This window comes from Streptomyces sp. CB09001, from assembly GCF_003369795.1.
Classification (GTDB): domain Bacteria; phylum Actinomycetota; class Actinomycetes; order Streptomycetales; family Streptomycetaceae; genus Streptomyces.
Map to the genome: position 1 here is coordinate 836,418 of NZ_CP026730.1, position 25,810 is coordinate 862,227.

The 25,810-nt window shown below is 72.2% G+C and carries 24 protein-coding genes and 1 riboswitch; of the genes, 7 read left to right on the forward strand and 17 right to left on the reverse strand.

Annotated features, from left to right (window positions below; all coding sequences use genetic code 11):
* Window positions 1-284 precede the first annotated feature (284 nt).
* Both C4J65_RS03875 and C4J65_RS03880 read right to left on the reverse strand, forming a co-directional pair.
* Window positions 285-1,889, reverse strand: coding sequence for an amidohydrolase (locus tag C4J65_RS03875; protein WP_115741106.1), 1,605 nt, complete (start codon window positions 1,887-1,889; stop codon window positions 285-287).
* Window positions 1,890-1,976: 87 nt separating this feature from the next.
* Complete coding sequence (locus tag C4J65_RS03880; RefSeq protein WP_104633953.1) at window positions 1,977-2,417, reverse strand: Lrp/AsnC family transcriptional regulator; 441 nt, start codon at window positions 2,415-2,417, stop codon at window positions 1,977-1,979.
* 267 nt (window positions 2,418-2,684) lie between these two features.
* On the opposite strand from C4J65_RS03880, the gene C4J65_RS03885 reads away from it, so the two are divergent.
* Both C4J65_RS03885 and C4J65_RS37155 read left to right on the forward strand, forming a co-directional pair.
* Window positions 2,685-3,122, forward strand: a complete 438-nt coding sequence (locus tag C4J65_RS03885) for a hypothetical protein (protein ID WP_115741107.1) — start codon at window positions 2,685-2,687, stop codon at window positions 3,120-3,122.
* 277 nt (window positions 3,123-3,399) lie between these two features.
* On the forward strand, window positions 3,400-3,603 hold the full coding sequence (locus C4J65_RS37155) for a hypothetical protein (protein WP_346265859.1): 204 nt from the start codon (window positions 3,400-3,402) through the stop codon (window positions 3,601-3,603).
* On the opposite strand, the gene C4J65_RS03895 is transcribed toward C4J65_RS37155, so the two are convergent.
* Window positions 3,566-4,741, reverse strand: a complete 1,176-nt coding sequence (locus C4J65_RS03895) for an acyl-CoA dehydrogenase (protein ID WP_115741109.1) — start codon at window positions 4,739-4,741, stop codon at window positions 3,566-3,568. The genes C4J65_RS37155 and C4J65_RS03895 overlap by 38 nt on opposite strands.
* Before the next feature lie 380 nt (window positions 4,742-5,121).
* On the opposite strand from C4J65_RS03895, the gene C4J65_RS03900 reads away from it, so the two are divergent.
* A complete protein-coding gene (locus C4J65_RS03900) occupies window positions 5,122-6,375 on the forward strand; it encodes a glycoside hydrolase family 18 protein (RefSeq protein WP_115741110.1) in 1,254 nt (417 codons plus the stop codon).
* A 60-nt stretch (window positions 6,376-6,435) separates the two neighbouring features.
* Here the strand turns inward: C4J65_RS03900 and C4J65_RS03905 are convergent, their stop codons facing one another.
* The 3 genes from C4J65_RS03905 to C4J65_RS03915 all read right to left on the reverse strand — a co-directional run bounded on the left by C4J65_RS03905 (window position 6,436) and on the right by C4J65_RS03915 (window position 8,831).
* A complete protein-coding gene (locus C4J65_RS03905) occupies window positions 6,436-7,098 on the reverse strand; it encodes a TetR/AcrR family transcriptional regulator (RefSeq protein WP_115741111.1) in 663 nt (220 codons plus the stop codon).
* Window positions 7,099-7,180: 82 nt separating this feature from the next.
* Entirely contained in the window at window positions 7,181-7,324 is a 144-nt protein-coding gene (locus tag C4J65_RS03910; RefSeq protein WP_115741112.1) for an SCO1431 family membrane protein, read from the reverse strand.
* A gap of 115 nt (window positions 7,325-7,439) precedes the next feature.
* A complete protein-coding gene (locus C4J65_RS03915) occupies window positions 7,440-8,831 on the reverse strand; it encodes a peptidase C39 family protein (RefSeq protein ID WP_162833004.1) in 1,392 nt (463 codons plus the stop codon).
* 153 nt (window positions 8,832-8,984) lie between these two features.
* On the opposite strand from C4J65_RS03915, the gene C4J65_RS03920 reads away from it, so the two are divergent.
* Window positions 8,985-9,638: a hypothetical protein gene (locus C4J65_RS03920; protein ID WP_162833005.1), complete on the forward strand. Its 654-nt coding sequence runs from the start codon at window positions 8,985-8,987 to the stop codon at window positions 9,636-9,638.
* Window positions 9,639-10,067: 429 nt separating this feature from the next.
* A complete protein-coding gene (locus C4J65_RS03925) occupies window positions 10,068-11,924 on the forward strand; it encodes an AAA family ATPase (RefSeq protein ID WP_115741114.1) in 1,857 nt (618 codons plus the stop codon).
* A 131-nt stretch (window positions 11,925-12,055) separates the two neighbouring features.
* Here C4J65_RS03925 and C4J65_RS03930 read toward each other — a convergent pair whose 3' ends face one another.
* From C4J65_RS03930 to C4J65_RS03970, 9 genes are all read right to left on the reverse strand, one after another.
* The gene (locus C4J65_RS03930; RefSeq protein ID WP_115741115.1) at window positions 12,056-13,099 is read right to left on the reverse strand and encodes a hemolysin family protein; all 1,044 of its coding nucleotides are present in this window, start codon (window positions 13,097-13,099) and stop codon (window positions 12,056-12,058) included.
* On the reverse strand, window positions 13,096-14,427 hold the full coding sequence (locus C4J65_RS03935; protein WP_115741116.1) for a hemolysin family protein: 1,332 nt from the start codon (window positions 14,425-14,427) through the stop codon (window positions 13,096-13,098). The genes C4J65_RS03930 and C4J65_RS03935 overlap by 4 nt, the downstream gene beginning before the upstream one ends.
* Window positions 14,428-14,631: 204 nt before the next feature.
* Window positions 14,632-15,102, reverse strand: a complete 471-nt coding sequence (locus C4J65_RS03940; RefSeq protein ID WP_115741117.1) for a PH domain-containing protein — start codon at window positions 15,100-15,102, stop codon at window positions 14,632-14,634.
* A gap of 37 nt (window positions 15,103-15,139) precedes the next feature.
* Window positions 15,140-15,997, reverse strand: coding sequence for an ATP phosphoribosyltransferase (hisG, locus tag C4J65_RS03945; RefSeq protein WP_115741118.1), 858 nt, complete (start codon window positions 15,995-15,997; stop codon window positions 15,140-15,142).
* A gap of 47 nt (window positions 15,998-16,044) precedes the next feature.
* Window positions 16,045-16,317 carry a phosphoribosyl-ATP diphosphatase gene (locus C4J65_RS03950; RefSeq protein WP_011027788.1) on the reverse strand — a complete coding sequence of 91 codons (273 nt, stop codon included), beginning with the start codon at window positions 16,315-16,317 and terminating at the stop codon, window positions 16,045-16,047.
* 34 nt (window positions 16,318-16,351) lie between these two features.
* On the reverse strand, window positions 16,352-16,837 hold the full coding sequence (gene ribH, locus C4J65_RS03955; RefSeq protein ID WP_003977385.1) for a 6,7-dimethyl-8-ribityllumazine synthase: 486 nt from the start codon (window positions 16,835-16,837) through the stop codon (window positions 16,352-16,354).
* Window positions 16,838-16,858: 21 nt separating this feature from the next.
* Window positions 16,859-18,148, reverse strand: a complete 1,290-nt coding sequence (locus tag C4J65_RS03960) for a bifunctional 3,4-dihydroxy-2-butanone-4-phosphate synthase/GTP cyclohydrolase II (protein WP_115741119.1) — start codon at window positions 18,146-18,148, stop codon at window positions 16,859-16,861.
* On the reverse strand, window positions 18,145-18,789 hold the full coding sequence (locus C4J65_RS03965; protein ID WP_115741120.1) for a nicotinamide mononucleotide transporter family protein: 645 nt from the start codon (window positions 18,787-18,789) through the stop codon (window positions 18,145-18,147). Before C4J65_RS03965 ends, C4J65_RS03960 begins: the two co-directional genes overlap by 4 nt.
* Window positions 18,786-19,388: a riboflavin synthase gene (locus tag C4J65_RS03970; protein WP_115741121.1), complete on the reverse strand. Its 603-nt coding sequence runs from the start codon at window positions 19,386-19,388 to the stop codon at window positions 18,786-18,788. Before C4J65_RS03970 ends, C4J65_RS03965 begins: the two co-directional genes overlap by 4 nt.
* A 148-nt stretch (window positions 19,389-19,536) precedes the next feature.
* Window positions 19,537-19,667, reverse strand: a riboswitch (FMN riboswitch).
* A gap of 217 nt (window positions 19,668-19,884) precedes the next feature.
* Between C4J65_RS03970 and C4J65_RS03975 the strand changes: the two genes are divergently transcribed.
* Complete coding sequence (locus C4J65_RS03975) at window positions 19,885-22,254, forward strand: chitinase C-terminal domain-containing protein (protein ID WP_115741122.1); 2,370 nt, start codon at window positions 19,885-19,887, stop codon at window positions 22,252-22,254.
* 447 nt (window positions 22,255-22,701) lie between these two features.
* Here the strand turns inward: C4J65_RS03975 and C4J65_RS03980 are convergent, their stop codons facing one another.
* Entirely contained in the window at window positions 22,702-23,901 is a 1,200-nt protein-coding gene (locus C4J65_RS03980; RefSeq protein ID WP_115741123.1) for an ROK family transcriptional regulator, read from the reverse strand.
* A gap of 112 nt (window positions 23,902-24,013) precedes the next feature.
* On the opposite strand from C4J65_RS03980, the gene C4J65_RS03985 reads away from it, so the two are divergent.
* A complete protein-coding gene (locus tag C4J65_RS03985) occupies window positions 24,014-25,225 on the forward strand; it encodes an MFS transporter (RefSeq protein ID WP_115741124.1) in 1,212 nt (403 codons plus the stop codon).
* On the opposite strand, the gene C4J65_RS03990 is transcribed toward C4J65_RS03985, so the two are convergent.
* A complete protein-coding gene (locus C4J65_RS03990) occupies window positions 25,185-25,652 on the reverse strand; it encodes a thioesterase family protein (RefSeq protein WP_115741125.1) in 468 nt (155 codons plus the stop codon). The two genes, C4J65_RS03985 and C4J65_RS03990, sit on opposite strands and share 41 nt — an antisense overlap.
* Window positions 25,653-25,810: the final 158 nt, after the last annotated feature.

Below are 25,810 nucleotides of genomic sequence, written 5' to 3' on the forward strand. Positions count from 1 at the left end.
CGACCGGCCGGAACGTTCCCTCGTCGCGGTGCGGGCGCTGAGCCTGGCTCCCAGTGGCGGTGTCCCGGTGCGGCACACCGTCCCTGACTCAGCGGCGCCGCGACGCGTATGCGGAAGATTCCCCGGTCGGGCGTCCGGTGGTGGACTCCGCCGAACCTACCGGCCCCCAGCCGTCGCCTGTCAACAGTCGTTCCACCTGCACCTTTGATGCCAATGCGCAGGTCAGCGCGGAGGAGACGCAGGTCGTGGCCGCGCGAAGATCATCGCCCCGTCGGCCGTGGAGATCACTCGCCCGGCCGTACGAAGACGGTCCGGCCGCCCACCACCGTACGCAGGCAGACGGGCAGGTCCCGGCCGGGGGTGAGATCGGGCAGGCCGGGGGTGCCGGAGCGCGGGTCGGTCGACCAGCGCGCGACCCGGTCGTCCGGGGCCTGGACCACGAGTTCGCCGGTACGCCACACGGCGTAGTCCGCGGGCACGCCCGGCACCAGGACACCCGCGTCGTCGCGGCCGATCGCCCGCCAGCCGCCGCGTGTGTGCGCCGTGAACGCGGCTCGGACGGAGACCCGGTGCTCCGGCGTGCGGTGGAAGGCGGCGGCCCGGACGGTCCCCCACGGGTCGAGGGGGGTGACCGGGCTGTCGGAGCCGAAGGCGAGCGGCACGCCGGCCCGCAGCAGGGCCGCGTACGGGTTGAGGGTGCGGGCCCGCTCGGCGCCCAGACGCCGGGCGTACATTCCGTCCTCGCCGCCCCAGAGCGCGTCGAACGCGGGCTGGACGGAGGCGGTGAGGCCCAGCTCCGCGAAGGCCGCGACGGTCTCGGGCGTGAGCATCTCGGCGTGCTCGACGCGATGGCGGGCGGCGCGCACCCGGGCGAGGCCGGTCTTGTCGGCGGCCGCGCGCACTCCCGCCACGACGGCACTCACGGCGGCGTCGCCGATGGCGTGAAAGCCCGCCTGGAGGCCGGCCTCGGTGCAGGCGACGACGTGGGCGGCGACGGCGGCGGCGTCCAGATGTTCGGTACCGGTGTGGTCGGCGTCGGCGTAGGGCTGGTGCAGGCAGGCCGTGTGTGAGCCGAGGGAGCCGTCGACGAAGAGGTCACCGGCGGCCCCGACGGCCCCCAGCTCCCGCGCCTTGTCGACGTCCTGTTCCGCCCAGTAGCCGATCACCCGCGGCCCGGGCTCCTCGGCGGACAGGCGCAGCAGGCCGGTCAGGTCGTCCTCGGAGGAGATCTCCGGGCCTGCGCATTCGTGAACGGTTCCGATGCCGAGGGAGGCGGCGTGCGCGAGGGCGGCACGCTGGGCCCCGGCGCGCTGGGCGGGGGTGACGGCCCCCAGGGCCGCGGCGCGTACGGCGTGGTGGGCGTCGCCGGTGAGCGGGACGTCCCCGGGTGCCGGGTCACCGGGCGCCAAATCGAGCAGGGCGGTGGTGACGACGGCCGAGTGGACGTCGATCCGGCTCAGGTAGAGGGGACGGCCGCCGGTCGCGGCGTCCAGTTCGGCGCGCGTCGGCGGCTGTCCGCCGGGCCAGCGGGCGGCGTCCCAGCCGTGGCCGAGGAGCACCCGGTCGTCCGGGCGGGCGGCGGCGAAGTCCCGTACGAGGGCGAGGGCCGCCTCGCGGGTCGGGACGCCGGACAGGTCTAGCCCGGTGAGGGCGAGGCCGGTGGCGGTGGTGTGCACGTGTGCGTCGGTGAACGCCGGGGTGACGAGGGCGCCGTCCAGGTCGATCACCTCGTCGACCCCGTCCGCGAAGGCGTCCGCGGCGCCCTCCGAGCCGACCCAGGCGACCTGCCCGCGTTCGACGACCATGGCCGTCGCGAAGGGGTCGGCGGGACTGTGGACCTCGCCGCGGCGCAGCAGGACGGTCGAGGACGGGGTGGTGGACTCACTCATGGCACCAGTCTCGCCCCTCGCGGGGGCCGCCCGGCAGCCGGGGCGGCCGGGGCGGGGCCGTGGCCCCGCGCTCTCGTGCGGGCGCCGTCAGATGCGCGGCGGACGGGACTCGTAGGGGGTCGAGAGGACGACGGTGGTGCGGGTCGAGACGCCGGCGAGGGAGCGGACCCGGGCGAGCAGTTCCTCCAGCTCGTGCGGGGTGGCCACCCGGACCTTGAGGATGTAGTTCTCGTCGCCCGCGACGCTGTGGCAGGCCTCGATCTCGGGGACCCCGGCGAGGCGGTCCGCGATGTCGTCGGGGGCGCTGGGGTCGAACGGTTTCACCGAGATGAAGGCGGTCATCGGCAGCCCGACGGCCTCCGGGTCGACGACCGCGGCGTAACCGCGGACGACGCCACGCTGCTCCAGCCGCCGCACCCGCTGGTGCACGGCCGACGTGGACAGGCCCGTGGCCTTGCCCAGGTCGGTGTAGCTCATCCGCCCGTCCTTGACGAGCAGCTGCACGATCTGTCGGTCCAGCTCCTCCATGGCGCAAGAACCTACAGTGCCGTTGACCTCCTCGGACACCTGAGCAGCCCGGCTCATGGCCCGTTCGTGATGTGACGGGGCGTCGGACCGTGTCCGGGCGGGGACAAACCCGCCGCACGGGGCATCTGCGAGCGGCATGTGACGAAGACCACACTGGTTGAACGTTCTCCGTGATGTTCTCGTGATTACCCCGGAGGGGGGACGGGAAGTGCTTGCTGTGGTCGAGGCCGCAGTGCCGTCACGGCCCAGCCCGAGGGGGAGAATCCCATGCAGAGTCTTAAGCGCCCTGGTCGTACCGCGCCCAAGCGGCAGCAGCCGGTCGTCGAGCCCGTACCGGAGGGCGTCGAACCGGACGCCTTCGACGACGAGGAACTGGACACCTACGACACCTTCGAGATGTACCGGGTGTTCTGCCCGGACTGCGCGCAGCCCATCGCCCTGCTGGCGGACGAGGAGACGCTGCCGGAGCACGCCCTGTGCGCCTCCCCGTGGAACCCGTTCGGGCTCACGGTCTGCGCCGGCACCGGCCGCAGGGCCACCGAGGCGCGGCCCGCGGACGAGTCGTTCCGGCCCCACGAGCAGGACACCGCCCTGCTGTTGACGCTCCCCCGGGGCCTCGACTGGCGGACCCAGCCCTTCTCCCACGTCGGCGGCCCGGGCTCGCGCCCGATGCGGGTGCCGACGATGCGGCGCGAAGCGGCCTGAGGCGCCCGGGCTGCCGCTTCGAGGGGCTCGCCGACTCATGGGTCACCCCGCCCGCGTCACGGCTCGCAGGACGCCGTGGCGCGGGCCGGTGACGGACGCCCACGAACTCACGCTCGATTGCCTCCGCCGGTGACCTGTCCGCACTTCGCCGCGTTGCCCGGGTATGACCCCCACGTACTCGTCGACCGGGAGTCGGCGCAGTGTGTTCGTGCCGGTGCCCGCGGGACCGGTTCCCCCGGCCCCGCAGATCCCGGACCCGCCGATCTACCGTGAGCTGATGCGGACCTGGGCCGACGGCGGCCGCACTCTGCCCGGGCGCCACGACCCGGAGTGGGTCAGGCTCGCGGAACCCCCGCGCGGCCTCGGCGACTTCTTCGCCACGGGTGACTTCTTCACCACCGGTGACTTCCGCGTCGGCGGCGACTTCGCCGTCGCGGCCGACCTCACCGCTCCTCGGGACCAGCGAGGTGACGGGCGATGACCATCCGCTGAATCTGGTTGGTGCCCTCGACGATCTGCAGCACCTTGGCCTCGCGCAGGTACCGCTCGGCCGGGAAGTCCGCGGTGTAGCCGTACCCGCCGAGGATCTGCACGGCGTCGGTGGTGACCCGCATCGCCGTGTCGGTGCAGTGCAGCTTGGCCATGGCGGCCTGCTTGGCGAACGGCAGCCCGGCGTCGCGCAGGCGGGCCGCCGTCAGGTACAGCGCCCGGCCGGCCTCGATCTGCGTCGCCATGTCGGCGAGCATGAAGCGCAGCCCCTGGAAGTCGGCGATCCGCTTGCCGAACTGCCTGCGCTCGGCCGCGTAGGACAGCGCCTCGTCCAACGCCGCCTGAGCCACGCCGATCGCGCAGGCGGCGATGCCGAGCCGGCCGGAGTCGAGCGCGGACAGGGCGATCGCGAAGCCCTGCCCCTCGTCGCCGAGGCGGCGGGCGTCGGGCACCCGCACACCGTCGAGGTGGACCTGTGCGGTGGGCGAGCCCTTGAGCCCCATCTTCTTCTCCGGCACCGCGGCGCTCAGCCCCTCGGCGTCGGCGGGCACCAGGAACGCGGTGATGCCGCGTGGACCCTCCTCGCCCGTGCGCGCCATGACGGTGTAGAAGTCGGCGATGCCGCCGTGGGTGATCCAGGCCTTGGTGCCGGTGATCACCCAGTCTCCGCCGCTCTCGCGCACGGCCTTGGTGCGCAGCGAGGCAGCGTCGGAGCCGGAGGCGGGCTCGGAGAGGCAGTAGGCGCCGAGCAGACCGCCGCCGAGCATGGCCGGCAGGTGCTCGGCCTGCTGCTCCTTGGTCCCGTGGGCGGCCAGCGCATAGGAGGCGAGCGTGTGCACGCTGACGCCGAGGCCGACGGTGAGCCGGGCCGCGGCCAGCTCCTCGAGGACCTGGAGGTAGACCTCGTACGGCTGCTCGCCGCCGCCGAACTCGGCGTCGTAGGGCAGCCCGAGCAGGCCGGCGTCGGAGAGGAGGGTGAAGACCTCGCGCGGGAAGCGTCCGGTGTCCTCCTCCTCGGCCGCGCTCGGGGCGATCTCACGCTGCGCGATGTCGCGGACGAGCGAGATCAGGTCCCGTGCCTCGTCCGTGGGCAGTTGCCGGTCCACCGGCTGCGGGGCGCGGTCGGGCATGGCGACACTCTCCTCCCTGTCGGGCACATCGGCGGACGTGCGCCTTGGGTGGAGGCGGCGTCGCCGGGTCGTTCGGGCCTGGCCGATGCTCGCACTCCCGGGTCGCGGAAGCTGCTGACCAGCGGCTGTGCGCTGTGAGTATGCCCGATCGGAGGCATGGAGTCACCAGTTAACGACCGCTTACTCAAAGAATTCCGAGAATGGTCCCGGCCGGTCCGGCGGGGGACGGGATTCCGGATGGGTTCCGGCTGTGGGACTCAAGAATGGTCCGAACCATTGACCACACTGGTCTAGTCCTCCTACGGTGACGAACCGAGCGCCTCACCGCGTTCATGCCAATCGGCGCGCGTTTCCCTCATCCCCCCACGAGGAGACACCCGATGCACGTCCCGCACCTCCCTCGCGTCCGCCCCATCCGGACGCTGTTCTCCGCCCTGTGCACCGTCGCCCTCGGCGCCGGGCTGCTGGCCGGTGCCGGTCCGGCCACGGCCACCGCCGCGCAGGCCGAGGCACCCGCCGCGCAGGCCGCGGCCGGGTCCAAGGTCGTCGGCTACTTCACCGAATGGGGCGTCTACGACCGCAACTACCACGTCAAGAACATCGAGTCGTCGGGCTCCGCCGACAAACTCACCCACATCAACTACTCGTTCGGCAACGTCACCGGCGGCAAGTGCGCCATGGGCGACGCCTACGCGGCGACCGATCGTGCCTACACCGCGGCCGACTCCGTCGACGGCGTCGCGGACACCTGGGACCAGCCGCTGCGCGGCAACTTCAACCAGCTGCTCAAGCTGAAGCAGAAGCACCCCGACCTGAAGATCCTCTGGTCGTTCGGCGGCTGGACCTGGTCCGGCGGCTTCGCGCAGGCCGCGCAGAACCCGGAGGCGTTCGCCCAGTCCTGCTACGACCTCGTCGAGAACTCCCAGTGGGCCGACGTCTTCGACGGCATCGACATCGACTGGGAGTACCCGAACGCCTGCGGCCTGAGCTGCGACACCAGCGGCCGCGACGCCTTCCCGAAGCTGATGGGCGCCCTGCGCGCCAAGTTCGGCCAGGACTACCTGGTCACCGCGGCCATCACGGCCGACGCCACATCCGGCGGCAAGATCGACGCGGCCGACTACGCCGGCGCCGCCCAGTACGTCGACTGGTACAACCCCATGACGTACGACTTCTTCGGCGCCTGGGATGCCACCGGACCGACCGCTCCGCACTCGCCGCTGACCTCGTACTCCGGCATTCCGAAGGAGGACTTCCACACCTCGGCGACCATCGCGAAGCTCAAGGGGCTCGGCGTTCCGCCCTCGAAGCTCCTGCTCGGCCTCGGCTTCTACGGCCGCGGCTGGACCGGCGTCACCCAGTCGGAACCGGGCGGCACCGCGACCGGCCCGGCGAAGGGCACGTACGAGAACGGCATCGAGGACTACAAGGTGCTCAAGACCAGCTGCCCCGCGACGGGCACGGTGGGCGGCACCGCGTACGCCAAGTGCGGCAGCGACTGGTGGAGTTACGACACTCCGCAGACCATCGCCGGCAAGATGGCGTACAAGAACGAGCAGGCTCTCGGCGGCACGTTCTTCTGGGAGCTGAGCGGCGACACCGCGAACGGTGAGCTGATCAAGGCGATCGACTGAACCACCCGGCGCGTACGGGGGGCGGAGGGGCGGAGACCGGCTCGGGTCTCCGCCCCTCCGTCACGCGTCGTCGCGGCGGGCCGGGGCCGGGGCCGGGTAAGCGGGGTCCAGTTCCTCGATGGCGCGCAGCGTGCCGCCGAGCGACTTCACGAGCAGCTCGCGCATGGTCTCGCGGGGCAGTTCGGGCCGTCCGATCCAGTCCAGGGTGGCGCCCTCGACGCTGCACACCCAGGCGAGCAGGCCCATGCGGGCCAGCGGGCCGATGTCCGAACGGCCGTACGCCCCTTCGGCGATGGTGGCGACGATCGCCTCACGCACCCCGTCCCGGATGCCGTGCACCTCGGCGTCGAAGCCCACTCCGCCGCTGACGATGGTGCGGTAGGCGGCCTGGTTGTGCTCGGCGTAGCGCAGATAGCCGTCGATGGTGCGGTGGACGCGGTCCACCTGCGGCAGTTCGGTGCCGCGCGCCGCGGTGGTGACGAGGCCGGCGACGGAGTCCTGGATGATCGCCAGGTAGTAGCCCCGCTTGGACTGGAAGTAGTAGTAGATCAGCCCTTTGGCGACATGCGCGTGACGGGCGATGTCGTCCATCGAGAGCGCGTCGTAGGACGTGTCGGCGAACAACCCCCGCCCGATGGCGATGAGTTCGGCGCGGCGTGCCACCGAGCGCTCGGTGCCACGTGCCCGGGGACGGGCGACAGCACGTTGTTGACTGATATTCAATCTCGACCCTGGTCTCCTACGGGCGGCGGGACCTCCGCAGTATGGCAGGCCGGGTCGTGGGGCAGGTCACACGCGGGTCACGTCACAGAAGGCCCAGCTGGACCACGAGCATCGCGACCACCACGACGAGGGTCCAGCCCATGACGTGTTCCAGGATCTTCGGGCCGTCGTCGTCCTTGGGGCCGCCGGTACGGGCACGGGCTGCTGCTGCGGTGTGTGCGGTCATGGCTTCTCGCTGATCTCGGGTTCGGCTTGGCGGAGTCCCCCCGCTCACGGTGTCCACCTTGCCACCGTGAGCGGCTTTTGCGGCCGAGAGCTTGGTCACAGCGCTGCGATGCCGGTCAGCGCACGCCCACCGCCGCGAGGGCCTTGCGCTGACGTGGGCCGGGGTGGGCGGGGAAGTACAGGTAGCAGACGCCGCCGGTACCGGAGACGACCTTGCCACTGGCGTTGTACCGCTTCGTCCTGAGCCAGATGTTCTCCCACTCGCGCCGCTTGTAGACGCGGCGCACGGCGTCGTTGTCGTCCGAGGCCGGGTCGTTGGCGATCACGTCGCCGTCGGCGGTGAAGCCGACCACGGTCATCAGGTGGCCCGAGGTGCCGTACCCCGATCCGGTCAGCTCCTCCTCCAGGAACGACTGGGACGTTATGGCCGGGATGCCGGCCGCGATCAGCGTCTCCAGGTCGGTGAGGGAGCCGAGGCGGGTGACCACGCCCTGCAGACCCTTGAACGTGGCGGCGTATGCGGCGTTGAAGGGCCAGTTGCCGCAGCCCTCGTACTGGTTGTCGTACGTGTACCGGGCGGCGTGGCAGACCTGCGGGTCGGCGTAGGACGGGTCGACCCAGGCGAGCTGCTCCTCGGTGAGACGGCCGCCCCAGTACTCGATGATCATCTGCGAGGAGGTGGGACTGCACCAGGCCTCGCCGCCGTTGTCGTACTCCGGGTACTGACCCTTGTGGATCTCCTGCGAGTAGCGCGGGACGCGCAGTTCCCCGGCGTACTCGGGGGTGGAGGCCGGCACGCTGAAGCGGTCGGGGACGTCGGAGCCCATCGCGCCGAGCCGCCAGACGGTGGGCGTGGTGCGCGTACCCGGGCGGCGGTGCAGGGTGAGCCGGAGCCGGTAGGAGACCAGGCGCAGGCCGGTGGAGGCGTCGTCGATCGAGAACGTGTCGGTCCAGATGCTGCTCTTACCGTCGCCCTGGTCGTCGACCGAGGTCCGCGAGATGTCGTCGGCGCCGTCGCCGGCCGTCCAGCGGCCCATCACGTACCAGGGCGTGTGTGTGCCGTCGGAGTAGGTGCCCGTCAGTTCGACCTGGATCCAGGTGCCGCCCGGCGTGTGCGCGTTCCAGGAGGCGATGACCTCCGTCGAGGGCACCGTGAGCCGGTGGACGGGCGAGGTCCAGGTCGCGTACTCCCAGGCGGAGGTGGTGCCGGTGTGCGGGTCGGTGTAGTCGACGGTGCCTGCCGGGGTGCCGATCACGACGCCCGGGCGGGTGCCCGCGGCGGGCCGGGCGCCCCGCAGGTTCCCGCGCCGCCAGTCGCCGTAGGTGGTCCAGGCGCGGTAGTCCACCGGCCGCCGGGTGCCGTCACGGTCGGGGTCCGCGGCGCCGCCGTCGCCGCCCGGGCCGGACGCGGCCCGCGCGGCCGCCGGGATCGCTCCGCCCGTCACGGCGGCCGCGGCGACGGCTGCGGCCAGGAGGGCTCTGCGGGACGGCTGTTCGACTCTGCTCATGGGCGGGAGACCCCCAGGTGTCCGGGTCGGGCGGGTCCGTCGTTGCACGGTCGTGCGCCAACTATGGCCGCAGGTGCCCGCTCCTGCCAGCACTTCCACGCACGCCACGCCACCAATATTGGTGTCGACCACTGGCTAGAGTGCGAGGGGAACATGTCCGCCGCCACGCCACTCCCAGGATCCGTCATCCTCGACCTCGCAGCCCGGCTCCGCCGGCTTCCCCCCTCCTGCGGGCCCGTACGCCTGATCGGCGTCGACGGGTACGCCGGGTCCGGCAAGTCCACGTTCGCCGGGCGGCTGGCAGCAGAGCTGGGCGGCGCACCGGTGCTGCACCTCGACGACATCGCCAGTCACGACGAGCTGTTCGGCTGGACCGCGCGACTGCTCGCCCAGGTGATCGAGCCCCTGGGGCGTGGTGAGACCGCGCACTACGCGCCGTACGACTGGCGGACCCGGCGTTTCGGAGTACCGACCCCCCTGGAGCCCGCTCCGGTGATCCTGGTCGAGGGCGTCGGCGCCGGCCGCGCGGCGTTGCGGCCGTACCTGGCCGGGCTCCTGTGGATGGACCTGCCCGCGGAGCGGGCGTGGGCACGCGGACGGGCGCGCGACGGAGCGGAACAGCGGACGTTCTGGGACGGGTGGATCCCGGCCGAGCGCCGGCACTTCGCCGAGGACCCCTCGCGCCCCTTCGCGCACCTTCTGGTACGGCAGCGCGAACAGGGGTACGAGGTGCTGCCGGGGCCGGCGGGAACATTCTCCGGAGCCCACTTCCTCACGCAGGGTGACGGACCTTCCGCAATGTGCTGAACTCGTGAAGATCGCGGCCCGGCAACCCGCCGACGTGCCCCAACTTCGCTTGACCCGGGGGCCGTACAGGTCTTACGTTCTGAATGTGCGGCAGTTCGAAGCCGCCGACAGACGCGAAGCCCCCGGTTGTTCCCCCGTGATCGGGGGCTTCGTTCTGCCCTGAACGCCTCTTCCGGCTCCTCCGCGGCGCCGTACGCTCACCCTCGGTCACCGTCCGGTCGTGCGCCCCGCCTGCTCCCGCCTCGCGGAACGACCCCTCCCGCACCCTTCGGGGGAATGACCGCCACGGGTACGATGCCCTCGGTGCGGGTTACGGGAGATTGCCGCACGCACCTGCAACTCCGGTCCGCGGTACAGCCGTTGGCCGAGGCGGCCGACGAGCGACGGCTCGGCGGCATACCGACGGGGGCACGGTAGGTGGGGGACGTGATGGACTTCGGCACGCAGGGCCCACAGGCCCCGGCCGAACTCGCCTGGCTGCGCGGCGTGGACGCCTACACCATGGGGGCCTACCCGCAGGCGGAGGAGGAGTTCCGGGCGGCGGTGCGGATCGATCCCACGATGGCCGACGGCTGGCTGGGACTGCACGCGCTGCGCGTCGACACCACGAACGCGCTCCTGCGAATGTTCCGCAACCGCGACCGCTTCGGCGAGCAGCGGACCCGCCACCGCCGGACGCTCAACTCCTGGTACTGGCTGGGCTGGTGGGTGCAGCCCGTGCTGGAGAACCCGCGTGACCTGCTGCTGGCGCACGCCTCGCACTGGCTGGACGGCCGGCACGTCCCGGAGCTGGACCGCGCCCTGGCCGGACTGCCCCCGGTGGACTCCGACGTGCAGGTCCGCTTCCTGCACGCCTGCCGCGCCTACCTCGTCAAGGACTGGGAGCAGCTCGTCCGGCACACCGACCCGTTGCTGGGCGACCCCTTACTGGGCATCGAGGCCGGGCTGTTCAGCGGGATGGCCCGGGTCCGCCTGGAGATGTACGGGCAGGCCGAGCCGCTCCTTTCGGCGGCCCTGATGCGGTGTCGCAGCGAGCAGCCGCAGCGCAAGGAACTGCGCTACTGGCTGGCGCGGGCCCACGAGGGCACCGGGCGCAGCGCCGCCGCCCTCCCGCTGTACCGGGCGGTGCACCGCGTCGACCCCGCCTTCATGGACACCTCGGCCCGGCTGGCCGCGATCGCCGAGGGCGACGGCTACGACGACCCGGCCGACCTCGCGGGATACGCGCAGGCGGGTGCGGGGACGGACGGCCTGGACGGGCTCGACCCGCTGTTCGGCGCCGAGGAGCGCGGCGTCAAGGTCTCCGCTCCGGAGCCCTCGTTGTCCGCCCCGCTGCCCCCGCTCGGCGGGCCGTCGGTGCGCGAGAAGGCGGGCGGGCCCGACCCGTCCCTGCCCAGCGGGCCCACCGATCCCGCACTGCTGGAGGAGGCGCTCGCCGAGCTGGAGCGGATGGTGGGCCTCGAACCGGTGAAGCGCCAGGTCAAGGCGCTGTCCGCGCAGTTGAACATGGCACGGCTGCGGGCCGGACAGGGCCTGCCCGTGCAGCCGCCCAAACGTCACTTCGTCTTCTCCGGCCCCTCCGGCACCGGCAAGACCACCGTGGCCCGCATCCTGGGCCGGGTCTTCTACGCCCTCGGACTGCTCGGCGGTGACCACCTGGTGGAGGCGCAGCGGGCGGACCTGGTCGGCGAGTACCTGGGCCAGACCGCCGTGAAGGCCAACGAGCTGATCGACTCCGCGCTCGGCGGTGTCCTCTTCGTCGACGAGGCGTACTCCCTGTCCAACTCCGGGTACGGCAAGGGCGACGCGTACGGCGACGAGGCGCTCCAGGTGCTGCTGAAGCGGGCCGAGGACAACCGGGACCACCTGGTGGTGATCCTGGCGGGCTATCCGGAGGGCATGGACCGGCTGCTGGGCGCCAATCCCGGGTTGTCCTCGCGTTTCACGACGCGGGTGGACTTTCCTTCGTACCGGCCGCTGGAGCTGACCTCGATCGGGGAGGTGCTCGCGGCGGAGAACGGGGACGTGTGGGACGAGGAGGCGCTGGACGAGTTGCGGTCGATCGCCGGGCACGTGGTGGATCAGGGGTGGATCGACGAGTTGGGGAACGGGCGGTTTCTGCGGACGCTGTACGAGAAGAGCTGTGCGTACCGGGATCTGCGGTTGTCCGTGTGTCCGGGGGCGTTGAGCCGGGACGATCTGGCGACGTTGCGGTTGCCGGATCTGATGCAGGCGTACGGGGAAGTGCTGTCGGGGCGGGGGCCGGGGGGTCCGTCGGCCGTGTAGGGGCCGAGCCTCGGTGCGGGGGCGGGGCGGGTGCGCGGCCCGGCGTTGCGGGGTGCCGCTGCGCCCACCCGTGCCGCCCCAGCGGCACGACTGCCCGCAGCGGCGGCGGGGGGCGGCACGACTGCCCTCAGTTATGTGGCCAGGGTTACCTCTCTGTTTCTGTGGGCCGGGTCCCGCACCTCGCCGACCAGGAGTTCCAGTACGTCCTCCAGGGCGACCAGGCCGAGCACCCGGCCCGACGGGTCCGTCACCTGGGCCAGATGGGTCGCCGCGCGGCGCATCACCGTGAGGGCGTCGTCCAGGGGGAGTTCGGGGCGCAGGGTGGTCATCGGGCGCCACAGGTGCTGGGGTACGGCGCGGTCGGACTCCTCCAGGTCGAGGACGTCCTTGACGTGCAGGTACCCCATGAAGGCGCCCTGGTCCGCCGCGATCGGGAAGCGCGAGTACCCGGTGCGGGCGGTGAGCGCGACGATCTCCCCGGGCGTGACCGAGGGGCTGACCGTCACCAGGGCCTCACGCGGGAGGACTACGTCCGTCACCGGGCGGGAGCCCAGTTCCAGGGCGTCCTCGAGGCGTTCCTGCTCCTCCGGGTCGAGCAGTCCGGCCTGGCCGGCGTCCTCCACCAGCCGGTTGAGCTGTTCGCTGGTGAAGACGGCCTCGACCTCGTCCTTGGGCTCGACGTGGAAGAGCCGCAGGATGCCCTGGGCGCAGGCGCCGAGCGCGACGGTGATCGGCCTGCACAGGCGGGCGAAGGCGACGAGGCCGGGGCTGAGCCACAGCGCGGCCTTCTCGGGGGCGGCCATCGCCAGGTTCTTCGGCACCATCTCGCCGATGACCAGGTGGCAGAAGACCACGGCGGCCAGCGCGATGACGTAGCCGAGCGGGTGGATCACGCCGTGCGGCAGGTGGATCCACTCGAAGACCGGCTCCAACAGGTGGGCGACGGTCGGCTCGGCGACGGCGCCGAGGGTCAGCGAGCAGACGGTGATGCCGAACTGGGCGGCGGCCATCATCTGCGGCAGTCGTTCCAGGCCGTACAGCACCTGCCGGGCGCGGGTGGTGCCGAGCGGTTCGATCTGGCTGCGGCGCACGGAGACGAGCGCGAACTCGGCGCCGACGAAGAAGCCGTTGGCGAGCACGAGCAGCGCGGCGAAGAGGAGTTGCAGGACGCTCATCGGGCGGCCTCCAGGGCGGAGACCGCGGCGGTGCGCACCAGGCGTATCCGCTCGGCGCGGTAGTGGCCGACCTGGCGGACGGAGAGCCGCCAGCCGGGCAGCTCGGCCCGGTCACCGACGGCCGGGATGCGGCCGAGCAGGTCGGCGACGAGTCCGGCCACGGTCTCGTACGGGCCCTCGGGCGCGTCCAGGCCGACGCGGCGCAGGGCGTCCACCCGGCAGCTGCCGTCGACGTCCCAGGCGGGCCGGCCGTCCTCGGGCGGGGCGGGGGCCAGTTCGGGCACGTCGAGGCCGTCGTGCTCGTCGCGGACCTCGCCGACGATCTCCTCGACGATGTCCTCCAGGGTGACGACACCCGCCGTGCCGCCGTACTCGTCGACCACGACCGCGATGGGCTGCTCGCTGCGCAGCCGGGTGAGCAGCGGGCGTACGGGCAGGGTCTCGGGGACGAGCAGCGCCGGGCGGGCGATCCGGCCGGCCGGGGTGCGCAGCCGGTCGTGCACGGGGACCGCGAGGGCGTCCTTGAGGTGGACCATGCCGACGATCTCGTCGATCTTCTCCCGGTAGACGGGGAAGCGGGACAGGCCGGTGGCGCGGGTCAGGTTGACGACGTCCTCGGCGGTGGCGGAGGAGTGCAGGGCGCTGACCTTCACGCGGGGGGTCATGACGTGCTGGGCGGTCAGTTCGCCGAGGGAGAGGGTCCGCACGAAGAGGTCGGCGGTGTCCTGTTCCAGGGTGCCGGCCCGGGCGGAGTGCCGGGCCAGGGAGACCAGTTCGCCGGGGGTGCGGGCGGAGGCCAGTTCCTCGGCGGGTTCGATGCCCAGGGTGCGGACCAGGCGGTTGGCCACGGTGTTGAGCGCGGCGATCACCGGGTGGAAGAGCCGGGCGAAGGCGTGCTGGGGTCCGGCGACGAAGCGCGCGACCTGGAGCGGCTTGGAGACCGCCCAGTTCTTGGGCACCAGCTCGCCGATCACCATCTGGACCGCGGAGGCCAGCAGCATGCCGACGACGACCGACACGCCGGACACGGCGCCGTCGGGGACGCCGACGGCGGTGAACGGGCCGTCGAGCAGCCGGGCCAGCGCCGGTTCGGCGAGCATGCCGACGACGAGCGAGGTGATGGTGATCCCGAGCTGGGTGCCGGAGAGCTGAAAGGACAGCTCCTTGAGGGACTCGACGACCCGGTGGGCGCGCCGGTCGCCGGCCGCGGCGGCCTGTTCGGCGTCGGGCCGTTCGACGGTCACCAGGCCGAACTCGGCCGCGACGAAGAAGCCGTTGGCGAGGATCAGCAGGAACGCGGCTGCCAGGAGCAGCAGGGGGGTGGTCATGAGGCCGCCGCCTGTGGGGTGTCACAGCAGGGGGCGGCGCAGGTACTGCAGGACGGTCCGTCCATCGCCGGAGGGAGTCACTCCTCGGGTAGCAGGAACCCCGCGCACCGGGCGGAGCGACGGGGGCGAGGACGCGACGTCCGCGTCCTCGTTCCCAGATTAATCACGAAAAGGGGGCCCGCGGCAGGGTCGGCGGCGCCGCGTCTAGTCACGCGGTGCCTCGGGGAGGGCACCGGAACGGGCCTCCACGAGGTCGCGCAGGGCACGTGCGTCGGCGAGGGCCTGCTGCTTGGCGATGCCGGGCTGGATGCCGAGCGCGGGCAGGCTGGTGCCGTCGCTGAGGTCGAGGAAGACCCAGGGGTCGCCCTGGCGGAGGTTGACCCGGAGGATCTCGGGCCACGCGAGGCGCCGCCTGGCGGTCAGGTTGACGACCGTGACGCCCTCCTCGTCGGCCTCGACCCGGGGCCGGGCCAGCAGGACCAGCACGCCCGCCAGGAGGAGGGCCGTCAGCACGAAGCTGAGGCGCTCCCCCGGGCCGAGGCCGGCCAGCACCATCCCGAGCACCGTGACGGTCACGAAGGTGACGACCGCGAGGGCGATCAGGACGGCACGGGTGCGTCCGGGACGGAAGGTGACGGGCAGGGCCGGCAGGTGGTCCGGCGTGGTGTCGGGCATGGCGTGGCTCCGGGCGTGCTCCTGGGGCGGCGGCGGGTCAGAGCCGGCAGGCGTGGATGGCCGTGGTCAGGATGGCCCGGGCGCCGATCTCGTACAGGTCGTCCATGATCCGCTGGGCCTCCTTGGCCGGGACCATCGCGCGGACGGCGACCCAGCCCTCGTTGTGCAGCGGGGAGACGGTCGGGGACTCCAGGCCGGGGGTGAGCGCGACGGCCTTCTCCAGCTGCTCCACCCGGCAGTCGTAGTCCATCATCACGTAGGTCCGGGCCACCAGGACGCCCTGGAGGCGGCGCAGGAACTGCTGGACCTTGGGCTCGGTGGTCTCGTCGGGCTCCGCGTCCGAGCGGCGGATCACGACGGCCTCGGACTTCATGATGGGCTCGCCGAAGACCTCCAGGCCCGCGTTGCGCAGGGAGGTGCCGGTCTCCACGACGTCCGCGATGACCTCGGCGACGCCCAGCTCGATGGCGGTCTCGACGGCGCCGTCCAGGTGGACGACGGAGGCGTCGACGCCCCGGTCGGCCAGGTGGGCGGCGACGATGCCCTCGTAGGAGGTGGCGACGGTGCGGCCCTTGAGGTCGTCGATGCCGTTCGCGGTGCCGGGCTTGCCGGCGAAGCGGAAGGTGGAGCGGGCGAAGCCGAGCGGGAGGATCTCCTCGGCGTGTGCTCCGGAGTCGACCAGCAGGTCGCGGCCGGTGATGCCGATGTCGAGCTTGCCGGAGGAGACGTAGATCGCGATGTCGCGGGGGCGGAGGTAGAAGAACTCGACCTCGTTGACCGGGTCGACGATCCGCAGTTCCTTGGACTCGCGGCGCTGCTGGTAGCCGGCCTCATGCAGCATCTCCCCCGCGGGGCCTGACAGGGAACCCTTGTTGGGGACGGCGATGCGCAGCATGAGGTCGGCTTCCTTTGTGTGAAGGGGTGGAGAGAAGGGGTCCGGCTTTACAGGTGGGCGTAGACGTCGTCCAGGGAGATGCCGCGGGCGACCATCATCACCTGGACGTGGTACAGCAGCTGGGAGATCTCCTCGGCCGCCGCGTCCTTGCCCTCGTACTCGGCGGCCATCCAGACCTCGGCGGCCTCCTCGACGACCTTCTTGCCGATGGCATGGACCCCCTTGTCCACCAGTTCGGCGGTGCGGGAGGTGGCGGGGTCGCCGTTGGCTGCCTTGTGCTGGAGCTCGGTGAACAGCTCCTCGAAAGTCTTCTTGGACATGGTGCCGCCCACTTTACGCGTAGTGCCGACCGGCCTAGCGCCACGGTTCGGATACCGAGCGGAGCGTGGCCGCCGTGGCGACGGCCGCGGTCACCGCCTCGTGGCCCTTGTCCTCGCTGGAGCCCTCGATACCGGCCCGGTCCAGGGCCTGCTCCTCGGTGTCGCAGGTGAGGACGCCGAAGCCGACGGGGACGCCGGTCTCGACGGAGACCTGGACCAGGCCCTGGGTGACGCCCTGGCAGACGTAGTCGAAGTGGGGGGTACCGCCGCGGATGACGACGCCGAGGGCGACGATCGCGTCGTAGCCGCGGCCCGCGAGGACCTTGGCGACCACCGGCAGTTCGAAGCTGCCGGGGACCCTGAGCAGGGTCGGCTCGTCGATCCCCAGCTCGTGCAGGGCGCGCAGGGCGCCGTCCACCAGTCCGTCCATCACCTTGTCGTGCCACTGCGACGCGATCACGGCGACCCTGAGGTCCCCGACGTTGCGTACGGACAGTTCCGGTGCACCCTTGCCGCTCACGTGTCTCCTCGTAGTACTTGCTTACTGGTTGCCGCAGGTGGACACGGGGGTCGTGTCCAGCCAGGGCAGGTCGTGTCCCATCCGGTCCCGCTTGGTGCGCAGGTAGCGGAGGTTGTGCTCGCCGGCCTGGACGGGCATGGGCTCGCGGCCGGTGACCGTGATGCCGTGCCGTTCCAGGGCGTCGCTCTTGTCCGGGTTGTTGGTCATGAGGCGAACGGCGCGCACGCCCAGGTCCTGGAGGATCTGGGCGCCGGCGCCGTAGTCGCGGGCGTCGGCGGGCAGGCCGAGTTCCAGGTTGGCGTCGAGGGTGTCGCGGCCGCGCTCCTGGAGTTCGTAGGCGCGCAGCTTGGACATCAGGCCGATGCCGCGCCCCTCGTGGCCGCGCAGGTAGACGACGACTCCCCGGCCCTCGGCCTGGATGCGGTCCAGGGAGGCGTCGAGCTGGGGGCCGCAGTCGCAGCGCTGGGAGCCGAAGACGTCGCCGGTGAGGCACTCGGAGTGGACGCGGACCAGGACGTCCCGGCCGTCGCCGATCTCGCCGTGCACGAGGGCGATGTGCTCGACGCCGTCGACCGTGGAGCGGTAGCCGTAGGCCGTGAACTCGCCGTGCTTCGTCGGCAGTCGGACCTCGGCCTCGCGGCGGACGGTGGGCTCCTCGGTGCGCCGGTAGGCGATGAGGTCCTCGATGGAGATGATCGTCAGGCCGTGCTTGCGGGCGAACGGGATCAGCTCGGGCAGTCGCAGCATGCGCCCGTCCTCGCCGGCGATCTCCACGATGGCGCCGGCCGGGCGCAGTCCCGCGAGGCGGGCCAGGTCGACGGCGGCCTCGGTGTGGCCGTTGCGGACGAGCACGCCGCCGGGCCGGGCGCGCAGCGGGAAGACGTGCCCGGGGCGGACCAGGTCGGCGGGTTCGGCGGTGCCGCCCGCCAGGAGCCGGAGGGTGGTGGCGCGGTCGGCGGCGGAGATGCCGGTGGTGACGCCGTGCGCGGCGCCGGCGTCCACGGAGACGGTGAAGGCGGTCTTCATCGACTCGGTGTTGTCGTCGACCATCTGCGGGAGCCGGAGCCGGTCCAGTTCCGCGCCCTCCATGGGGGCGCAGATCAGGCCGCGGCACTCGGTCATCATGAAGGCGACGATCTCCTCGGTCGCCTTCTCGGCGGCGATGACGAGGTCGCCCTCGTTCTCACGGTTCTCGTCGTCGACGACCACGACGGGGCGGCCCGCGGCGATGTCCGCGACGGCCTGCTCGACGGGGTCGAGGACGAGGTCCTCGGGGCCTTCGGGGCTGTAGAGGATGGGTGCCGTGCTCATGCGGGCGCTCCTTCCGGGAGGGGGCGGGCCGCGTTGCGGGAGCGCAGCCACCAGTCGCGCAGGCCCCACAGGACGAGCGCGCCGTAGAGGACGTAGACGAAGCCGGAGAAGGCGAAGCCGTTGGCGAAGTTCAGCGGGACGCCGACGAGGTCGACCAGCAGCCAGGCGAACCAGAACTCGACCATGCCGCGGGCCTGGGCGTACATGGCGACGACGGTGCCGACGAAGATGTACGCGTCCGGCCAGGGGTCCCAGGACAGGGTGGGGAAGGCGGTGAACAGGCCGCCGACCGCGAGGGTGCCGACGGCGGCCGCGGCGGCCAGCGCGGCGCGTTCGCGCCAGGTGGCGAACCGTACGGCGACGGAGCCGTCCTGGGTCTGCTGCCGGCCGCGGTTCCACTGCCAGAAGCCCCAGGCGGCGACGACCATGACGACGATCTGCTTGCCGGCGCTGCCGGAGAGGTGGGCGGTGGCGAAGGCCGCGAAGAGGACGAGGCCGGAGGCGAACTGCACGGGCCAGGTCCAGATCGAGCGCCGCCAGCCGAGGGCCAGGCCGAGCAGACCGATCACGTTGCCGATCATGTCCGACCACTTGATGTGCTGGTCGAAGAGCGTGAACGCCTCGGAGTTGAGCCAGTTCACTTGGTACTCCCCTGGGCTCCGAGCAGCCGCTCGACGTACTTGGCGATGACGTCGACCTCGAGGTTGACCGGGTCGCCGGGCTGCTTGATGCCCAGCGTGGTCAGGGCGAGGGTGGTGGGGATGAGGCTGACGGTGAAGAAGTCGGGTCCCGCGTCGACGACGGTGAGGCTGATGCCGTCGACGGTGATGGAGCCCTTCTGCACGACGTAGCGGGCGAGGGCGGCGGGCAGGGAGATCTTGACGATCTCCCAGTGCTCGGAGGGCTTGCGCTCCAGGATCTCGCCGGTGCCGTCGACGTGGCCCTGCACGATGTGCCCGCCGAGCCGGGCGCCGACGGCGGTGGGGCGCTCCAGGTTGACGCGGGAGCCGACGGCGAGGGCGCCGAGGGTGGAGCGGTTGAGGGTCTCGGCCATGACGTCGGCGGTGAACGCGTCGCCCTCGTGGTCGACGACCGTGAGGCAGACGCCGTTGACGGCGATCGAGTCGCCGTGCCGGGCGCCTTCGGTGACCGCGGGGCCGCGCACGCGGAAGCGACAGGCGTCGTCGAGCGTCTCGACTGCGGTGATCTCGCCCAGCTCTTCGACGATTCCGGTGAACACTTCCCGGGTCCTCCTGCCTCTTCGGGCACGGACTCCGGGGCTGTCGGAACGACAGAGTCACGAACGAGGACACCGGGAGCGACGCCGCACAGGGCGCACCCCTGAGGGGCACGCCCAGAAATCGGCGGCGCGCACGTATGCTCGCCCGCCGCGCACTGCCTCCCATCCGGACTTTAACCGTCGGTCCAGGAATTTCACCTGGTCAACCGGTCGCTGGAAGCGACCGGGTCGCGGACTGTAACCGCCGGTTCGGACTTTCACCGACCCCGGAGTGCGCTGCTTCTGGTACACGGCCAGTGTGCCACGACTGGTCCCCGTCCATGCGAACGGAGGGTGTGGAGTGGCTCACAGAACGCTCTTCCCGCGACCGGGGCCAACTGTCGCGGCCACCCCAACCGGGCGACCGTCCAGCCGCGTTGAGATTGGTCCATACCTATGGACTCACTGGTCTAGTCCTCTCTAGGGTCTGCGCAACTTCCGTGGAGAGGAACCGACTGTGCCTTCCCCGTCACGCTCCAGATCCCGCCACAGAGCGGGGCCGGCCCTGTTCGCGGCCGTCGCCGCCGTCGCCGGCCTCCTGCTCGCCGGTCTCCCGGCGACCGCGTCGCAAGCCGCCGACCAGGAGTCCTGTCGCCCCGACGGGCTCTACGAGACCCCCGGCGTCGACGTCCCCTACTGCTCGGTCTACGACGCCGACGGCAGGGAGAGGATGGGCGCCGACCACCCGCGCCGGGTGATCGGGTACTTCACCGGCTGGCGCACGGGCAAGGACGGCAAGCCGGCCTACCTCGCCTCGGACATCCCGTGGGACAAGGTCACCCACATCAACTACGCCTTCGCGCACGTCGACGGCGGCAACCGGCTCTCCGTGGGCGCGGACGGCGAGAAGAACGCGGCGACCGGCATGACCTGGCCCGGGGTCGAGGGCGCCGAGATGGATCCCGGCCTCCCCTACAAGGGCCACTTCAACCTGCTCAACAAGTTCAAGAAGCAGCACCCGGACGTCAAGACGATGATCTCGGTGGGCGGCTGGGCGGAGACGGGCGGCTACTTCGCGGACGACGGCTCGCGCGTGGACTCGGGCGGCTTCTACTCGATGGCCACCAACGCCGACGGCTCGGTCAACCGGGCCGGCATCGACACCTTCGCGGACTCGGCCGTCGACTTCGTCCGGAAGTACGGCTTCAACGGCGTCGACATCGACTACGAGTACCCGACGACGATGAAGGACGCGGGCAACCCGCTCGACTGGTCCTTCGCGGGCGGCCGCCGGGCCGGGCTGGTCAAGGGCTACGCGGCGCTGATGAAGACGCTGCGCGAGAAGCTGGACCGCGCGGGCGCCGCGGACGGCAGGCACTACCTGCTCTCCGTCGCCGCGCCGTCCTCCGGATACCTGCTGCGCGGCATGGAGACCTTCCAGGTCCAGAAGTACCTGGACTACGTCAACATCATGTCCTACGACCTGCACGGCGCCTGGAACGAGTACGTCGGCCCGAACGCCTCGCTCTTCGACGACGGCAAGGACGCCGAGCTGGCCGCCGCGGGCGTCTACGGCAGCGCCCAGTACGGCGGCATCGGCTACCTCAACACCGACTGGGCCTACCACTACTTCCGCGGCTCGATGCCGGCCGGCCGCATCAACATCGGCCTGCCGTACTACACGCGCGGCCACAAGAACGTCCAGGGCGGCACCGACGGCCTGTGGGGCAAGGCCTCCGCGTCCACCTGCCCGGCGGGCTCCGGTCTGACCAAGTGCGGTGACGGCGCCGTCGGCATCGACAACCTCTGGCACGACCTCGACACCAACGGCAAGGAGTCCCCGGCGGGCTCCAACCCGATGTGGCACGCCAAGAACCTGGAGAAGGGCATCGTCGGCGACTACGTCACCGACTACGGCTTCCCGGCGGACACGAAGCTGACGGGCTCCTACGCCCGCGAGTACGACTCGACGCTGGTCGCCCCCTGGCTGTGGAACGCCGAGAAGAAGGTGTTCCTGTCCACCGAGGACGAGCAGTCGGTCGGGACCAAGGCCGACTACGTGGTGGACCGCGGCATCGGCGGCGCGATGATCTGGGAGCTGGCCGGCGACTACGGCTGGAACGCCGCCAAGGGCCAGTACGAGATGGGCGACACCCTCACCTCGCTGATGTACGACACGTTCAGGTCGGCCGCGCCGTACGGCGCGAAGAAGTCGAACGCGGACCTGCCGGCGCAGGCCGTGGACGTGGACGTGGAGTTCACCGACTTCAAGCTGGGCGACTCCAACTACCCGATCACGCCCAAGCTGCGGATCACCAACAACACGAAGAGCGCGCTGCCGGCCGGCACGGAGTTCCAGTTCGACTACGGGACCTCGGCCCCGGGGAACGCCTCCGACCAGTCGGGTTTCGGCACCAAGGTCATCCACAGCGACCACACGGGCGGCAACGCGGGCGGTCTGAAGGGTGACTTCCACCGGGTGTCGCTGAAGCTGCCGGCGTGGCAGTCGCTGGCGCCGGGCGCGACCGTCGACCTGGCGTTCAACTACTACCTGCCCGTGTCGACCCCGTCGAACTGGACGGTCACGATCGGCGGCACGGCGTACGCCCTGGCCGGCGACCTCGCCCGGGATACGACCGTGGTGGACCCCGGGACGCAGACGCCCACCCCCACGCCCACGGGCACCGAGTCCCCTGGGCCGAGCCCCAGCCCGACGGGCGGCGCCGGGCAGTGCACGGCCCCCGCCTGGGACACGGCCTCGTCGTACGGCGGCGGCACCACGGTGTCCCACCAGGGGCACACGTGGAAGTCCAAGTGGTGGACGAAGGGCGAGGAGCCCGGAACCACCGGTGAATGGGGTGTCTGGCAGGACCTCGGCGCCTGCTGACCCCCGCTCGAACGGGCCCGGCGGCGGTGACGAAGGCCCTTGCCCGCCGCCGGGTCCCCCCAACGCACCTGGCCGCATCGGCGCGCCGGCCGCCGGCGGGGGCCCGCCCCCGGACCCGGGCGTCGCGGGCCGCCACCCCGGTGAGGCCGACGGCCGGGCCGGCCGCGCCCGCCGGGCACCCGCATGGCTCCCGGCCTCCCCCGGCTCCCCCTGCCGGGGGACCCGGGGAGACGGGCAGCCCGGACGGCCCCGCGACGCCGCCCGTCTTCCCACCGGCACCCGCCGGGCCCGCGGGCGGCGAGTCGCCGCAGGCTGCGTGGGCCACGCGCGTTTCCCCTGTGGGGGGCGGCCGAGGGATGTCCCCGCACGGGAGGCGGGCGCCCCTCGTCCCGTGTGTGTGGCGGCCGTGTCCGGGCGCGGACGAGTACCCCGCCGAAGCGTCGCGGGCTACCGCTCCGGCGGTGCGAAGAGTTCGTCCTGCGCGCGGTCGCGGGCGGTGAGCAGGGCGCCGCGCAGCACCGCGCCGCCGCCCAGGGTGCTGGGCCGTACCTCCGTGGCCAGCGGTGACATGCGGGTGAGCCGGTGCTGGACGCGGTCGGCGAGGGCGTCGGCACCGGCCCGGCCGATCTCGCCGGCGAGGACCAGGCAGCCGGGGTCGAGGACGGAGACGACGGCGGCGGCGCCGAGGACGACACGGTCGGCGAGCGCGTCGAGGAACCGCTCGGCGGCCGGGTCGCTCCCGGACGCCGACCGGCGTACCGCCTCCCGGACCAATGCCGCGGCGTGCGGCTCGGGCCCGACGGGTCGTGCCGTCACGCCGTGCTCCGCCGCCAGGGCGGTCACCGCCGCCGAGCCCGCCACGGAGTGGAAGCCCCCGTCGCAGTCGGTGGCGGAGGGCAGTCCGGCGGTGCCCGGCACCGGCATGAAGCCGATCTCGCCCGCGCCCCCGGACACGCCCCGGCGCAGGGTGCCGTCCAGGACCACGGCGGCGCCGATGCCGAGGCCGAGCCAGAGGAGGACGAAGGTGTCCCGGTCGCGGGCGGCACCGTCGCGCTGTTCGGCCAGGGCGGCGAGGTTGGTCTCGTTCTCGACGCCGACCCGGGCCTCGGGGAACTTCTCCTGGAGCGCGGCCATCAGCCGGCGATGCCACTCCGGCAGCCCACTGGAGTCCCGGAGTTCACCGCCGACCGGGTCGATCAGGCCGGGCGCGCCGATGCCGACGGTGTGCAGCCCGTCGGCGCCGGCCTCCTTGACCGCGCGCTCGACCACGCTCACCGCCTGCTCCACCGCGGGACCGGTGCCGGAGTGGTCGTCGATGGGCACGGAGGCCTCGGCGAGGACCCGGCCGAGCAGGTCGGAGACGAGCACGGCGACGCCTTCGGTGCGCACGTCGAGGGCGGCGAGGTGGGCGCGCCCCGCGACGATGCCGTACAGCTTGGCGTTGGGTCCGCGGCGCTGCTCGCCCGACTCCCCCGCCACCTCGATCAGTCCTGAGGCGGTGAGGCGTTCGACGAGGTCGGCGACGGTGGGCCGGGACAGGCCGGTCAGCTGCTTCAACTGCCCTGCCGTCAACGGGCCCTCCCGCTGGAGCAGATGAAGGGCGAGCCGGTCGTTGATGGCCCGGGCGGTGCTCGGGGATGCGGGCATGCCGGGATCCTTCCAGATCGGCGGCACGGAGGCCCGCGCCGGTAATCCACTATCTATCAGGCAGGCTCCCTGATAGTTTACGCCGCGACCTGCAGACACGGAGGGGTGGACCATGAGCACAGGGACCTACGGGCGCAGCGAGGTGAAGCGCGCCCGGTACGCCGTGGCGGCCGTGTTCGCCGTGCACGGCTCCGTCACCGGCTCCTTCGCGACCCGCGTGCCCTGGATCCAGGACCACGCCGGTGTGAGCGCGGGCCAGTTGGGGCTGGCGCTGGCCTTCCCCGCGCTCGGCGCGTCCCTCGCCATGCCGCTGGCCGGCCGCGTCACCCATCGCTTCGGCGCCCGCGCCGCCCTGCGCGGCCTGCTGGCCCTGTGGACGCTGGCGCTGATCCTGCCCTCCCTCGCCCCGAACCTGCTCACCCTGTGTCTCGCCCTGTTCGTCTACGGCGCCACGGCGGGCATGTCGGACGTGGCGATGAACGCCCTGGGCGTCGAGGTCGAGAACCGTCTGGACAAGTCGATCATGTCCGGGCTGCACGGCATGTGGAGCGCGGGCGCGCTGATCGGTTCGGCGGCCGGGACGCTCGCCGCCCACCTGGGCACGGACGCCCGGACGCATCACCTCCTGGCCGCCGCGGCGCTGACCGTGGCGGGCCTGGTCGCCTGCACCTGGGTGCTGGACCTCCAGCCCGCCGAGGACGAGGACCCGCCGCCGCGCTTCGCGCTGCCGCCCAGGTCGGCGCTGCTGATCGGCGCGGTCGGGTTCTGCGCGGTGTTCGCGGAGGGCGCGAGCCTGGACTGGTCCGCGGTCTATCTGCGGGACGAGCTGGAGACCTCGGCCGGTCTGGCGGCGGCCTGCACGACGGGCTTCACGCTGACGATGGCGCTGGCCCGGCTCGCCGGGGACAAGGTGGTGGACCGGTTCGGGGCCGTGCGCACGGTGCGGGTGAGCGGGGTGCTGGCCACCCTCGGCGGCCTGCTCGTCGTGGTCGGCGGCCATCCGGCGGTGGCGATGACCGGCTTCGCGCTGATGGGTCTCGGCATCGCCGTGGTCGTCCCGCTGTGCTTCGCCGCGGCCGGCCGGGCCGGCTCCAACCCGAGCCTGGCCATCGCGGGCGTCGCGACCATCACGTACACCTCGGGCCTGGTCGCGCCGAGCGCGATCGGCGGTCTGGCCCAGGCGACCAGCCTGGTGGTGTCGTTCGGTCTGGTGACGCTGCTGGCCTGCTGCCTGGTGGTGTTCGCGCGGGTGCTGCGGTCCGGGGACCGGAACCGCCCGAAGATCAGTCCGCCGGTCGCAGAAGTGCCCGGCCGGCAGTCCTGAACGCCTCGCTCCACGGCGCCGGACGCAGCGTACGCGCGTCCAGCCGGACCAGCACCCGGGTGCCCCGGGCGTAGGTGGTGGCCCCGTCCGCCGAGCAGAACCGGAAGCCGTAGGTGAGACCGGTGGTGCCGAGCCGGTCCACCCACAGGTGGACGGCGTACGCGCCGGGCCTGGTGACCGGCGCCTCGTAGCCGATCGTCAGTTCCCTGACCGCGTTGCAGGCGTCGCCGGCCGCCTCCCAGTCGCCCTCGAACCGGACGCCGTACCCGGCCCACAGCTCCGTCCAGGCCCGCTCGACCATCACCGGGTAGCGGGCGTTGTGCAGCAGTCCGAGGGCGTCCAGGTCGTCGAAGTGGACGGTCACGGGGACGAGCCGGCCGTGGGGGACGGTGGGCGGTACGGGGGCGGCGGGCGCTTCGGCGGTCACGGCGGACTCCTGGATGGTGCGGGTGGTACGTGCGGTGTGTCTGGGCGCGTACGGGGATCCCCACCATCCTAAGCGGACGCTCAGGACACCCTTCGGGGAAGGGCGCAGGTCAACCGCACGGCCGGGCACCCCTGACAATGGTCCGGTCAGACCTCGGT

Excerpts from the sequence above, each read along its gene's own strand:
- C4J65_RS03875 (WP_115741106.1), bottom strand. The coding sequence starts at position 1,889 with ATGAGTGAGTCCACCACCCCGTCCTCGACCGTCCTGCTGCGCCGCGGC.
- C4J65_RS03880 (WP_104633953.1), bottom strand. The coding sequence starts at position 2,417 with ATGGAGGAGCTGGACCGACAGATCGTGCAGCTGCTCGTCAAGGACGGG.
- C4J65_RS03885 (WP_115741107.1), top strand. The coding sequence starts at position 2,685 with ATGCAGAGTCTTAAGCGCCCTGGTCGTACCGCGCCCAAGCGGCAGCAG.
- C4J65_RS37155 (WP_346265859.1), top strand. The coding sequence starts at position 3,400 with ATGCGGACCTGGGCCGACGGCGGCCGCACTCTGCCCGGGCGCCACGAC.
- C4J65_RS03895 (WP_115741109.1), bottom strand. The coding sequence starts at position 4,741 with ATGCCCGACCGCGCCCCGCAGCCGGTGGACCGGCAACTGCCCACGGAC.
- C4J65_RS03900 (WP_115741110.1), top strand. The coding sequence starts at position 5,122 with ATGCACGTCCCGCACCTCCCTCGCGTCCGCCCCATCCGGACGCTGTTC.
- C4J65_RS03910 (WP_115741112.1), bottom strand. The coding sequence starts at position 7,324 with ATGACCGCACACACCGCAGCAGCAGCCCGTGCCCGTACCGGCGGCCCC.
- C4J65_RS03915 (WP_162833004.1), bottom strand. The coding sequence starts at position 8,831 with ATGAGCAGAGTCGAACAGCCGTCCCGCAGAGCCCTCCTGGCCGCAGCC.
- C4J65_RS03920 (WP_162833005.1), top strand. The coding sequence starts at position 8,985 with ATGTCCGCCGCCACGCCACTCCCAGGATCCGTCATCCTCGACCTCGCA.
- C4J65_RS03925 (WP_115741114.1), top strand. The coding sequence starts at position 10,068 with ATGGACTTCGGCACGCAGGGCCCACAGGCCCCGGCCGAACTCGCCTGG.
- C4J65_RS03930 (WP_115741115.1), bottom strand. The coding sequence starts at position 13,099 with ATGAGCGTCCTGCAACTCCTCTTCGCCGCGCTGCTCGTGCTCGCCAAC.
- C4J65_RS03935 (WP_115741116.1), bottom strand. The coding sequence starts at position 14,427 with ATGACCACCCCCCTGCTGCTCCTGGCAGCCGCGTTCCTGCTGATCCTC.
- C4J65_RS03940 (WP_115741117.1), bottom strand. The coding sequence starts at position 15,102 with ATGCCCGACACCACGCCGGACCACCTGCCGGCCCTGCCCGTCACCTTC.
- hisG (WP_115741118.1), bottom strand. The coding sequence starts at position 15,997 with ATGCTGCGCATCGCCGTCCCCAACAAGGGTTCCCTGTCAGGCCCCGCG.
- C4J65_RS03950 (WP_011027788.1), bottom strand. The coding sequence starts at position 16,317 with ATGTCCAAGAAGACTTTCGAGGAGCTGTTCACCGAGCTCCAGCACAAG.
- C4J65_RS03960 (WP_115741119.1), bottom strand. The coding sequence starts at position 18,148 with ATGAGCACGGCACCCATCCTCTACAGCCCCGAAGGCCCCGAGGACCTC.
- C4J65_RS03980 (WP_115741123.1), bottom strand. The coding sequence starts at position 23,901 with ATGCCCGCATCCCCGAGCACCGCCCGGGCCATCAACGACCGGCTCGCC.
- C4J65_RS03985 (WP_115741124.1), top strand. The coding sequence starts at position 24,014 with ATGAGCACAGGGACCTACGGGCGCAGCGAGGTGAAGCGCGCCCGGTAC.